Here is a 13310-nt window from a genome sequence, read left to right as displayed (position 1 = left end):
TTACAGAGTTTGGTTTGATTGTGTTAAACTACTTAACTCTGTAATTAGGTTTTTATTTTCACCAAATACAGCTAAATCTGCCTTTAAAAAGTCAATAAACTGCCTTGCTGTTCTACCGGAACGTCCATGATGACGAGTTGCCCATTGTAAAGCTTTATATTCTAAATCTTCGGGAGCAATACTGATGTTTTTCGCTAGGTGCTGGACAATTTGTAAATAGGTTTTTTGATCTGCTGCTTCAAAGGTTAATGTTAGACCAAAGCGATCGCTAAAAGACAACTTCTCCTCCATTGTATCCCATCCATGAATTTCATGATTATCCTTGGGCGCTGGTCTATCCGTGAAAAATTCCCGGATTAAGTGCCGACGGTTAGAAGTAGCATATACAACTACATTCTCCGGTCTAGCAGTGACATTGCCTTCTAAAACTACTTTCATCATCTTAAAGGCATCATCATCTTCTTCAAAGGATAGATCATCAACAAAAATAATGAATTTCTGGGGAACTCCTCGCAACTGTTCGACAATTTTCGGTAAATCTGGCAATTCTGACTTAGAGACTTCTATTAACCGCAGCTTTCTATGACTATACTCATTTAATAAAGCTTTAACTAAAGAAGACTTGCCCGAACCACGACTACCATAAAGTAATACGTGCAGCGCTGTTTCTCCTGACAATAAAAACTCTGTATTTTTCACCAAAGCATTTTTTTGCCATTCGTAACCTACCAAGGTAGACAGTCTCACTGTATCCGCATAAACAATGCCCACTAACTGCCCATTTTGCCAACGAAAAGCATGGTATTGAGCAAACAAACCGCTACCATGTTGCCTATAATAAGCAGCTAAATCTTCTACAGCATCACCCCAATTTTCTAACTGGTAAATAAATGCTATTATATCCGTTTCTATACCTACCGTTTCCGGTTCTCGATACCAGACCACAGGGGAAATGGGTAAATGAGTTGTCATTTGCACCCACTCGCTCAAAACCGCACTATTACATTCATACAAACTTTGTAACACTTGTAAATCATGGCGCACAGCAGCTACTAAAGCAGGGGGTAATTTGCTAAATTCCTGCTGTTGTGCCAATTTGCTAAAGGCATTATCTGCCCTGAGAATTTGTTTAATTAGGTATTCTTCCCAGGTTTGATAAGCGCTGGTTAAAGCTTGGAAATAACTACCGTAGGCTTGGAGGCAATCCCGACCGTCTGTATCAGTGTAACGGATAGTTTGTAATAAATTCAGAAAACTTTTGCCTACGTCGCTTTGTAGTACAGATTGGTACAGTAAAAGAGAGGCCGCTTGGCGTTGCAGAAATTGGACTGCTGTATAAGATGTATTATTCGATGTCAGCATTGCTATTGTCTCCGATCATGAATTTAAGTATACTACGCAAATAAAATCAGGACTAAGGGAATCTCCAAAAAATACTCCAAAAAATAAATGATCCCATTTTGTGCCATGGGATTCTAGCCCTCCGGGTTTAAAAGTAAGTTAAGATACTCATCAGACACGATAGAAAACTTGTGTTTACAGGAGGAAAATGTAACCATTTGTATATTAAAGTAGAAAGTATTAGGGATAACAGTAAACTAAGAGTGACGATCGGATGGATAAAATACTCACATACATACAGGTAATATGGACAGTGGTAAATATAAGTAACCGTTGTTCTTCCTGGATATGTATTACCAATTATTCAGGGAATAGTCATTGTTATTATTCAAGCTGCAAAGCTATACTACAGACATTGTAAATATTTGACAGTTTTTTGCGTAGACTTGAAAGCAAAAACAACTAATATTGCCATTTTGGCAGGTCTTTATAGCACAGATGGGATATTAGTAGATAGTAGCAATAATTCGGAAATTTTTAGTAGTCACGAAAAAATGCTACAGTTATCCTCATCTTGATCGCAGGAATTCTTTGTCCATTTAAATAACTAGGAAATAATTCATGTTATCATCATTATCTTCTCAAAATATTATCCAATACCTAAAACAGGCAGGGCTGTGTAGTCCTGAAGATGGCAATCTCAATAAATCTGTATTGCCAGAAAATAACCATAAAAATTGGAATTTACTGGTAATGCTGGCAGATAATCGTCAACTGCTAATTAAACAAGAACGAAAAATTAATCATGATTTTAGTTTTCATGAACTCTTTAATGAGTGGCTATTTCATCAGTTATTAGAAAAATTTCCAGTAATTGGTAATATTGGTGCGATCGCATCATCATTGCTACACTTTGATCAGGAAAATTCTATCCTTGTGCGTAGCTATTTAAGCGAATATGTGGAACTAGAAAGATTTTATCAACACAGTAGTATCTTCCCCACAGAGATTGCCAGCGCGATTGGTACTACGTTAGCAAGGTTACACCGATCCACCTTCAATAAACGCGAGTATCGTGATTTTATGTCCACTGCTCCCGCAGGACAATTTCGCTATAATTTTTACAATCCCGCCCAAGGACTCCCATCCATAAATCCAGAAACATTTGGTATAATTCCCACTGAAGCCTTACAATTTCATCTTCTTTATCAAGGTTACGAAACTTTAGAATCTGCCATTGCTGATTTAGCATATCAATGGCAACCATGTTGTTTAACTCACAACGATTTACAATTAAACAATATTTTGGTTCATTCTCGATGGCAACAAGTAGATAATTGTTTAATCAGATTAATTGACTGGGAAGCTTGTGGTTGGGGAGATCCAGCTTTTGATTTGGGAACTCTATTAGCAAGTTATTTAAGAATTTGGTTATCCAGTTTAGTAGTAGATCCAACATTAGAGTTAGAAGAATCTTTGAATTTAGCCATGATTCCTCTAGAGGTATTACAACCTTCAATTTTAGCTTTAATCCGAGCTTATCTTCATACCTTTCCTAGAATTTTAGAACATCATCAGGACTTTATTGTCCGGGTAATTAAATTTGCAGGTTTAGCATTAATTCAACAAATTCAAAACATAATTCAATGCCAAAAATCTTTTGATAATAGGGACTTATGTAAGCTGGAAATTTCTAAAAATCTCTTGACTATTCCCGAACAATCAGTATTAACTATTTTGGGGATATCCGAATCGGAAATTTTTAGATCTTTAGCCAGAATTCAAAAACTCCCTCAACCCCATAAGGAACAAAAATTAGTCCGTCTTTATTACGAAAAAACTCGCCTACGCGGTTGTTAGTAATATTCATCTTTTCTTTTGTTTACAGATATACTTTTCTAAAGTTTGAGGTGCAAAGACAGTTAATGCTCAATGATTCTAATAATCACAATCAAATTGTAAAATCATTATTCGATATTGCCAGTAATATCGAGATTCAACCTAATTTCTGTATTTACCACCCCAATTATCAACCTTTTGCTTTACCCGCTAACATAGCAAATAGGTTTCAACAAAACTCATCTTCTTTAAAACAGAAGTATTTGAACATACTTCTCAGAAATTTTCTTTATGGTATTTATTATAATGGTTCACTGCAAACAGTTTTAGCAGCTAATAATACTCATAATGATTGCCAATCTCAGCTAAATTTCTCAGAAAATAACAGTTTAGGTGTAGATATAGATTTCTATGAACAACTACATCATAGTAATCATGGTACAGGCCATTATGAACCCAATTGGCAGATTTTGAGAATCGAACCTGATGGTAGTATGGCCGTTAAAAAAGATGGTTTAACCATATATATTGAACCAGAATGTCATTTAAAATCACCCAGAAAGTGCTCTAAAATTGGTGACTTGATATCAATATGGATGCCTAAAAATCGTTTACAAAATGGCTGTTATGTAGCAGTAAGTAACTTAGGAATGGCAAAGCAAGATGGACAAAATAATGATTTAGGAGTAGGAATAATTTACTTTAATTTTACATCAGCCGGAGCGATCATTTTCATGGAAAGCTTAACGCAAGCATTAAATAATGCGGCTATTTGCTTTAGTTTTCATGTTCTTTATAATCCCGCTGTCTATGGGCGTTATGATGCAGGTGTCCTGCATTTTGAACGCCAAAATTACCCCACAATTAGGAATATTCTTCAAGAGATTTATCAAGAATATCACGCTTATTTTCAGCCAGAAATTCCCTTATTTACTAAATTCCTAGCACCAGGATTAGGGTTAGCAGAAGAACCATATCAAAAATTTGCCCCTCAAGAAAGTTTTGGTATGAACCGTTGTCAAATTGTCGCCAATGCTTTATTAGAATCTTGGCAAAAAGGTAAAAATGCTCTTGAGGAAAGAATAGAAATCATTAATCAACACTTTGCAGAAAATTTAATTGATATGCACCATCCCTATCTTAACCCTGCTTCTGAAGATATTTATCAGCCTTTAAGCTGATTTTATCAAAAATAATTAACCGCAGATTAACGCAGATCAAGATGGATAAATTTGTGAAATTGATCATTCCTTGTGGTTGATTAGGACTATAATTATTTATTATAGTTTACAATAGCAGCTTTTATTTTAGGAAATTAAACATGGCTTTTACATATTACTACACTGTAAGATTTCAAGATACTGATGCGGCTGGAGTAGTTTATTTCGCTAATGTTTTGAGAATTTGTCATGAAGCTTATGAGGCTTCATTAGCAGCTTCTAGTGTTAATCTTAAATCATTTTTTACTAATCCGTCTTTAGCTTTTCCTATTGTTCATGCTAATGTAGATTTTTTACGTCCTATGTCTTGTGGTGACAATTTAGTGATTAATTTGTTACCAGAAAAAATAGGTTTAGATAAGTTTGAAATTACTTACGAAATTACAGTAGATGAGGTAATTGTTGCTAAGGCAATTACTAGGCACGTTTGTATTAATGTTAGTAGTAGAATTAAGCAGGAATTACCACATTATATGAATAATTGGTTAGAAATAAACCGTTCAGGTGTAGAGGGCTTACAGAGACGAAGATCCAGATCGGAATTTATGTGATTTTAGTAGATAGATACCCCACTTATTCTCATAAGTGGAGTACCTCAAGTATTATGTTTTTAGAAACCATATTCCATGTTTGAAAACTTTGGTAATTAAGACCTGATATAAAACCTGATAATTGGAGGTTAAAAGCAAGAATATGTAGTATAACCTACCAAATATAAAAATCATAAAAATCTTAGAGATTGATAGATTGATAAATGCTTAATCTTCTCATAATTAACTCAATCTTTTGTCCGGTAGTGGCTAAATAAACATTGAAAATTTAAATAGAGTTGAAAGTTTTCAGCAAGTGAAAATAGTCATGAATAATACAAAAGAACGCAAATCTGCTCAAAAAAAGCAGTCTTTTTCTCCAGTTGATATTGGAACTCCTCAAGTACGAGTCTGTAAAACAAAAAGGAAAAATCAGCAGCCTGAATCACTCAGTGACTGGGAACACGCAAGTTAATTGATCAGGTGGTTTTATTAGCCTTTAAACTGTCTAAATTAGAATTTGGGCAGATTTTTTTGGTGATGATCATCATTTAAGATAGTAATGGCATAAGGTAGGGTAAGCCTGGGTAAAGAAAAGTAGATTTTTCATGATTTACAGTCACACATAGGAAAATCATATCCAATCACATCACACAAGTTGATCACAGAAATTAAAGAAATCAGACAAATCATAGTTCAGATTATGTTACCATTTGTGAATCGGTAGAAGATCAGGGTTATAAAAATGCAAAATGGCGACCAAAATCTGATTATTTTGATGATTTATATACTTACCGTCTATTGGACATTTAATCGCATGATTGAATCTATAGACGATATAGTCAAAGTTGATTTCCAAAAAGGTGATGTTGATAATCAATTAAAAGAACAAAATCTTCAGGAGACAGTGGGTATTTCCTTTAAAACAGGTACTTATGGTTTAGATAAAGTGCAAGATGATTTAAAAGAATTATCCATGAGTATTGAAAATAAATCAGACAGTATTGCTATATATGTTGACTGGGATAATAGTTCTTTTGTGGTTGAACATAGCAAGCAGTCGCGGCGGGTAATTCGCAAATCTCCTGACTTAACCCGGGATTTAGCTATACCCCAAGTGCCGACAATTATCGCCCCTAAAAAGACAATTTCTGAAAATGTCACCGCTGAAGATGTTTTTCAAAGAGATAAAGAATCAGGAGTCTATAAACCAGCTTCACCTTTAATTAATGTAGCGGGAGTTAAAGGAAATAAAAAGTTATACAAAGACTTTTTAGATGGGAAGAAAAATTTAGAATTTTCCTTACAACTTGTATTGCGAATTTCAGAAATGAGAGTCGGTATAGCGCCAGGAATAAATGTTCCTCCGGTGTCAATTATTAATTGTCCTTTTACTATTAAAAAACTCCCTTGGACCTACGCCTTACCTTGGAATAAAAAGTAATCTAGGAACACCCCCGACTGCTTGGAAAAATCAGGGATCTGAGTCTTGCGATTTTCGTGTAATTAAAAGTAAACTAGAGAAAGGGGGAGAGTAGGCGTAGGCAGTTGCAGATTAGTTATTCAGACTGGTTTGAGGAAAGTCCGGGCTCCCGAAAGACCAAACTTGCTGGATAAGGTCCAGTGCGAGTGATCGTGAGGATAGTGCCACAGAAAGATACCGCCAGTCAATTTATTGGTTGGTAAGGGTGCAAAGGTGCGGTAAGAGCGCACCAGCAGCGTCGAGAGGCGCTGGCTCGGTAAACCCCGGTTGGGAGCAAGGCCGGAGGAACTACGGTTGGTCTTTTACCGGTTCCGCTGAAAAAGAGCCGCTAGAGGTGTTTGGTAACAAGCATCCCAGATAGATAACTGCCCTCGCAAGAGAACAGAACCCGGCTTACTACCGACTCTCTCTTTTTAATTTTAAGCGAATTATGGATTTTTTATTTTCCATAGTTCGTTTTTTCCCATGAAGCGATCGCTCTATCATAGCTCTATGATAATTAACTATAGATATACACTGGATATGCTCACGCAATTTATCAAGTTTGAATTGTCAAAAAGCGTGAAAAAACTATAATGGTAAACAAGCAATAAAACCGATTTTCGCTTTATGAATTTCAACATAGATTTAAAAGAGCTTGCCCGTAGAGAAAGTGAACAAGTAGAATGGAAAGAAAATGGAGATGATATTAAGATTGCCGAAGGCATAGTAAAAACTATTTCTGCATTTGCCAACGACATTGCCAATGTTGGTGGGGGATATGTTGTTTGTGGAGCAAAAGAGATAAAGGACGAGCATGGTTTTCCCAAAATTCAATATACAGGTCTTAGTGCTAATAAATTAAAAGAAGTTGAACTTAAGGTAACTAAATATTGTCAGAATTATGTTGATCCTGCCATAATACCTCGTATTGTGGAAATCGAAAACCCAGAAAATAACAGCACCAGAATTTTAGTATTTGTAGTTTTACGGACTCGTCATGCCCATATATATAGAGACGGAGAAACTTCTAAATATTATGTTCGTATCAGCCGAGAAACTAAAGAAGCCAGAAATGGTTTTTTGAGGCAGTTATTAACAGAAAAACAAGAAATAGAGTATTTTGATAAACGGACAAATACTCGTGCTACAGAAGCAGATATTGATATACTTGTATTTAGAGATAGTATGCAGGAAATGGGGTTACTTTTTCCTGAAAAATCATTAGAAGATTATTTTTCTGATAGAGAACAAATAGCAGAATTGGTTTCTCCATTGTTTGTACGCACAGATTTAGATCGTATATTACGTCCTAGAAATTTTACCTTATTGATGTTTGGGAAAAAAACAAGTATTACATCCAATTTCCCAGAAGCATATACTATTTTATCAATATATAAAGGGACAGATCGTAGTGAACAAACAGCAGAACGTTACATTTTAACCGGAACAATTGTTGAGCAAGCTAAAAAATCAATAGAATTATTAAATACTCAAGCCTATACTGCATTTGATAAAACAAGTAGCAAACCAAATCAGGTTAAGTATCCCATGCGTGCTTTACAAGAAGCAGTAATTAATGCTATTGTTCACCGTGATTATGAAGTACCTGAACCAATCAGAATCACAGTATTTGCAGATAGAGTAGAAATTAGATCTCCAGGAACTTTACATTGGGGAGTTGATAAAGATAAATTTACGCAAGGAAAAGCCAGTCCTAAATGGAGAAATCAAAGCTTTGCTTATTTATTTAATAAACTTCAATTAGCTCAATCAGAAGGTCAGGGTATCCCCACAATTATTCGGACAATGAGAGAACAAGGATGTCCCGAACCAATCTTTGAAATTGAACCAGAAAGTCTAACTTGTATTCTTCCCGCACACCCAAGACATCAAATTATTAGGGAATTGCAAGAAATTCAAGACAAAGTTATTTTACAGAAGTATCAAGAGGCTAAAACTCAAGTTTTAACACTCTTAGAAAAGGATTTGTACAATTTTAGGTCACTAGATTTGTATTGTGAAGTTATCGCTAAATTAAAACTTCCCCATGAACTTTATAATTTTCTAGAAACCAAGAAATTAGATTTTTCTTTAGTTAATCCCAGTACCCTCATCAATATTGCTGAGATTCTTGCTTTTGATAAAGATAATCTTCCTTATCAAAATATGGCAAATAGAGCCTTATCTGTAGCTATGTCTGGTAAAATAGAAGAAGGTCAAATTGTAAAAGCTGTCGTCAATCTTAAAAAGATAGGTGAACCAGATGATGTGATAGAATTTGTGGGTGAATCTATGTTAAAATACCCTAATCTTGCTCATAATTCTACACTTTTAGAAAAACGGGCAACCGCTAGAATGGATAAAGCAAAAAAATGTATAACCGCAATTAAAAATCGGAAAAGCAATACAACAACAAAAAAAAGAGCTTCGTTACTGTGCGAACAATTATTAGAAGCAGCCCAAAGAGATTTGAATTTGGCACTAGAAAATGTAGAAAATCCCCATGAGAAAAATTTTATTGAAAAGGATTTTAATTTCTTAAACGAATTGAAACAGACTTATAAAAAAACATCAACCAAGTAAAAATATACTATTACTATGCCATTAAGCTGGAACGAAATTAAAAGCCGAGCGATAGCATTTTCTCAAGAATGGGAACATCAAACCTCAGAAATTGTGCCGATTTCTTACCCGTGCAGGACTACCTGTAGGAATTGCCGCAATTAGTTTTTGCGTGTATTCTTCTTTTGGTTCAAGGTAAATGCTTTCAGATGTACCTGATTCTACAATTTTCCCTTGATTCATGACTAAAATGCGATCGCTCAAAAATTTCACTACACTTAAATCATGGGAAATAAAGATATAAGTGAGTTGAAAATCTGCTTGTAATTCTTTCAATAGGTTTAAAACCTGCGCTTGTACGGAAACGTCTAAAGCTGAAACTGATTCATCACAAATAATAAACTTAGGATTTAGAGCTAAAGCGCGAGCAATACAAACCCGTTGACGTTGACCACCAGAAAATTGATGAGGATATTTTTTCATATCATCCGCACTTAAACCCACCCTTTCCAAAAGTTCCACTACCCTAGCTTGTTGCTGTTGTTTTGACTTACCCACACCATGAATTAACAGGGGTTCTATAATCGTTTCCCCAATTTTGATCCGAGGGTTGAGGGAACTAAAGGGATTTTGGAAAATAATTTGCATTTCCCGTCTTAAGTGCTGCAAAGTTTTCCCCGTTGAGTGGGTAATATCTTGTCCATTAAAGAATATTTTACCACTCATTGGTTCGATTAGTCGCAGCAAGGTTCTACCCAAGGTAGTTTTACCACAACCCGATTCTCCCACCAATCCCAAGGTTTCTCCGGGAAAAACATCAAAGGAAACCCCATTTACAGCCTTATGGTAGCGTTTTGTTTCTCCAAATACTCCCCGCACAGGGAAACCTACCTCTAAGTTCCGCACTGTTAATAACGGTTCTTTAGCACTAATATTTGCCAGTCTTTCTTGAAATTCTTTATCAGTAATTTCCGCTGGTTTAACTGGTTCTTTAGCCTTAATTACAACTTCTCCTAATTCATTTTTAACTACACTCATGTAGTCAGAAACAGTTAAGAGTTTGCGGGGACGATGGTTAAGGTTGGGACGACAGGCTACAAGTCCTTTAGTATAAGGATGTTGGGGGTGATTAAAAATTTGTGCAGCAGGTTCATATTCGACTATTTTACCTTGATACATTACCGCTACTTGGTCAGTAATTTCCGAAATTAATCCCAAGTCATGACTAATAAAAATCATAGCCATATTGCGACTTTTTTGTAATTCAGACAACAATTCTAAAATTGTTGCTTGTACAGTCACATCTAAGGCTGTAGTTGGTTCATCTGCAACTAACACAGAAGGGTTACAAGAAATTGCCATAGCAATCATAACCCGTTGTAGCTGACCCCCTGACAATTGATGGGGGTAACGATCTAGCATTGCTTCTTTATGTTGCTTTATTAATTGTGCTAATTTAAAACTGTCCAGTGCAGATAAATCATAATTAAGATAATGTTGTTGAATTTGTTCATCACTAGGTAAGAGTTTAACCTCTTGTAAACCAGCGATCGCAATTGCTTTGGCTTGAACTGCATTCACATTTTGATGACGCATAATTGCTTCTTGCAATTGAAACCCAATCGTATAAACTGGATTTAAAGAACTCATTGGTTCTTGAAAAATCATTGCAATATCACCACCTCGATAAAGCTGCATTTCTTGAGGTGGTAAAGCTAATAAATCCAGTGGTTGGCCATTAGTGGGAGAAAACCAAATTTCCCCCCCACTCACTTGACCGGGATATGACAATAAACCCATAATTGCTAAAGCTGTCACTGACTTTCCACTTCCCGACTCTCCCACTATACCTAGAGTCTCACCCTGATGTAACTGAAAGCTAATACCGTCTACGGCTTTAACCTTTCTGTTATCACTAATAAATTCAACTTGTAGATTACGAACCTCTAACGCTGTTTTTTTCATATTATCAATTACCAAACAATTTACAATTTCGTTAAAATATCGGCTAATAAATATCCCGGCAGTTTAGATAAAGCTAAATTTTGTCCTTGAATGCCTAACTCATTATGGAAAGTGCGAATTATTTTAATAATGTGGTTGATGGTTATTTGATAGTTTTCTGTTTGTTTAGTAAATCCATTTAGGGCTTGTAAATGATTTTCTAAAGCAGCTTCTAAATGTCGAGAAAGCATTTTTTTATCTCCATTAAAACCACCATTGGCAACTAAATAATAATTAGCTATTCCCAAAGTATTATGTGTCAACCACAAATCAAAACTTAAATTTATGTTAGTTAATGACTGAGCAGTATTCACAGCTTCTTCATAAGAACTAATACATAACTTAATAAATTTTTGTTGATCTTCCTTTGTTGTTGTTTGCTGATTTGCTAAGTGCCAGTAAGCGATACCGAGATTATTTTGAGTAGCAGCATAGCCCTGGGGTGAATTGGTTGATGTTCGATATTTTAGCACTTCAGTGTAGGTCTCAATTGCCAATTCGAGATTTTCCGTGGGTTGTTCATATTGAGAAAGATTCCAATAAGCCGTACCAATGTTATTTTGAATCATCCCATATTTTAGGGGTTCATCTGTGGGTTGATAGTGAACAAGTGCTAACTTATAAGCAGCGATCGCTTTTTTGATATGTTCTACAGGCCGATTATACTGCCCTAAATGCCAGTAAGCTGTACCTAAATTATTTTGACAAGCAGCATATCTTAAAGGTTCTATTTCCTCCTGTCGGTAACGAAGTGCTTCATGGTAAGCCATAACTGCCAAGTTCCAGTTTTCCACTGGTTCAGAAAACCTGGCCAAATCACCATAAGCCGTTCCCAAGTTATTTTGGATACGAGCATAAGTTTCTGGTTGAGTATCACTCCTAATTAGCTTGAGTGCTAATTTATAAAAATCTATACCTTGCTGAATATAAATTTTCGCTTCTTCTGAATTATCACGGATGTGGTGTAACATCCAATAAAGTGTCCCCAAATCATTCAAAATATTTAGAATTTGTGGAGAACTTTCATCATAGGTAACCGCTTCCTGATAAGCGAGAATTGCTATCATTAAGTTTTGGAGAGTTGCTTGTCCTTGTTCAATACGCAAGCGATATAAATTACCGAGATTTTGATAAGCGATAGCAAAGCGCTCCCCAGGAATTGCTAACTCATTTCCCTTGGCATTTTCAATATGTAACTGCTCAATTTGCCATAATATTTCTTGTGTTTGTCCGCTATCATCAGTAGTGTCTTTAATTAATTCATGTAATTCCTGGTTAATATCAGATAAAGAAGGGAAACATTGAGCAATGGTTATTTCAGACGCTGGAGCAGGATATTTTGCAGGTATTTGTATTAGTAAATTGTCGTTTTTATTTCCAGATAAATCTAGTTGATTTGTTTGTCTGATATCTCTAGAAATTTCCTCTTCATTAACAAAATCCTGCAAATTTTCCTGATCTAAAGGTAAAGAATCTGCAATATCCTCTGTATAGACTCTATTATCTACAGTTGGTGTCGGTTCTCCTGCAAATACAAATACACCAGTTCGACAATGCCAAAATTTGGGTGCTGATTGCTGAATTGCTAATAACCAAGGACGAGACACCCAAAATAATAAACTGGATTCTAAAAAACTACTCGATTCCTCACCCGATAGATATGCTTCACTGAGTTTGAGATAATTCAAGAATAACCGTTGTACTGCTACTGGTTCTTTAGTCAGCATTTCTACCCCCACAATCTGAAATCCTGGGGTGGGTAAGGGACGGCCAGAATTATTTTTTGAACCTCCGACAATGGGGGGTGGATAATTAACTAACCATTGATTTATTTGCGCTATGGGATTGGGATCAGTGACATTTAATCGCCAAGTCACTAATCTTGGATAAGCTTGAGTGCTAAACTCTTCTTTATTCTTTTGCTGATAGAGGACATTTCCCACTGGATAAGCTAAGAGTGAATGTAAACGCGCTGCTATGCGGTTTCTTAACTTTAAATCATCACATATAGCAAATAGAATTTGTCTACGCAAACCCAAACTCAGGGACAGTTTTAAGCGTTGATAGACTTGCTGATTCTTAACGTTTTTTGTGTGTAGAGTTTCATTCACACTTCTATGTATTTGGCTCTTAGCCCTGTTTTCTGTATACATTCCGACTGAATAAATTGATTTAAAATTAATGTCACATATAACGATCTCAGTCTTTAACTCTCGTCTTTAATGTAGTCAACTAATCGGATAGGGGTAATATGAATCCATCTTCAGGTCTAGAGTTCATAACTGAGATGTTTTCTCTTTCAGGATTAATTAAGGTTTTCCGGCTAGATCGAAGTTAAAAAAATATAAT

General features: G+C 35.6%; 9 protein-coding genes and 1 other RNA gene. 7 read left to right on the top strand and 3 right to left on the bottom strand.

Annotated features, from left to right (window positions below):
* A complete protein-coding gene (locus ACIR131C_RS21945; protein WP_035371530.1) occupies positions 1–1362 on the bottom strand; it encodes an ATP-binding protein in 1362 nt (453 codons plus the stop codon).
* A gap of 600 nt (positions 1363–1962) precedes the next feature.
* On the opposite strand from ACIR131C_RS21945, the gene ACIR131C_RS0105060 reads away from it, so the two are divergent.
* The 7 genes from ACIR131C_RS0105060 to ACIR131C_RS0105035 all read left to right on the top strand — a co-directional run bounded on the left by ACIR131C_RS0105060 (position 1963) and on the right by ACIR131C_RS0105035 (position 8978).
* Complete coding sequence (locus ACIR131C_RS0105060; protein ID WP_028089320.1) at positions 1963–3201, top strand: phosphotransferase; 1239 nt, start codon at positions 1963–1965, stop codon at positions 3199–3201.
* Between the two features lie 65 nt (positions 3202–3266).
* On the top strand, positions 3267–4361 hold the full coding sequence (locus ACIR131C_RS0105055) for a T3SS effector HopA1 family protein (protein ID WP_028089319.1): 1095 nt from the start codon (positions 3267–3269) through the stop codon (positions 4359–4361).
* Positions 4362–4501: 140 nt separating this feature from the next.
* Positions 4502–4951: an acyl-CoA thioesterase gene (locus ACIR131C_RS0105050; protein WP_028089318.1), complete on the top strand. Its 450-nt coding sequence runs from the start codon at positions 4502–4504 to the stop codon at positions 4949–4951.
* A gap of 307 nt (positions 4952–5258) precedes the next feature.
* Entirely contained in the window at positions 5259–5405 is a 147-nt protein-coding gene (locus ACIR131C_RS25930) for a hypothetical protein (protein WP_196811724.1), read from the top strand.
* A 270-nt stretch (positions 5406–5675) separates the two neighbouring features.
* Positions 5676–6374, top strand: a complete 699-nt coding sequence (locus tag ACIR131C_RS0105040; RefSeq protein WP_028089317.1) for a hypothetical protein — start codon at positions 5676–5678, stop codon at positions 6372–6374.
* A gap of 86 nt (positions 6375–6460) precedes the next feature.
* Positions 6461–6825, top strand: an RNA gene (gene rnpB / locus ACIR131C_RS23860) — RNase P RNA component class A.
* A 197-nt stretch (positions 6826–7022) separates the two neighbouring features.
* On the top strand, positions 7023–8978 hold the full coding sequence (locus ACIR131C_RS0105035) for an ATP-binding protein (RefSeq protein WP_028089316.1): 1956 nt from the start codon (positions 7023–7025) through the stop codon (positions 8976–8978).
* Positions 8979–9062: 84 nt separating this feature from the next.
* Here the strand turns inward: ACIR131C_RS0105035 and ACIR131C_RS0105030 are convergent, their stop codons facing one another.
* Positions 9063–10922, bottom strand: a complete 1860-nt coding sequence (locus ACIR131C_RS0105030) for an ABC transporter ATP-binding protein (RefSeq protein WP_028089315.1) — start codon at positions 10920–10922, stop codon at positions 9063–9065.
* Positions 10923–10942: 20 nt separating this feature from the next.
* Complete coding sequence (locus tag ACIR131C_RS0105025; protein ID WP_051347495.1) at positions 10943–13114, bottom strand: tetratricopeptide repeat protein; 2172 nt, start codon at positions 13112–13114, stop codon at positions 10943–10945.
* Between the last annotated feature and the right edge of the window lie 196 nt (positions 13115–13310).

Source organism: Dolichospermum circinale AWQC131C (genome assembly GCF_000426905.1).
GTDB classification, from domain to species: Bacteria; Cyanobacteriota; Cyanobacteriia; order Cyanobacteriales; family Nostocaceae; genus Dolichospermum; species Dolichospermum circinale.
The sequence above is the reverse complement of the archived record's forward strand: the minus strand, read 5'-3'. Positions and strand labels throughout refer to the sequence as shown.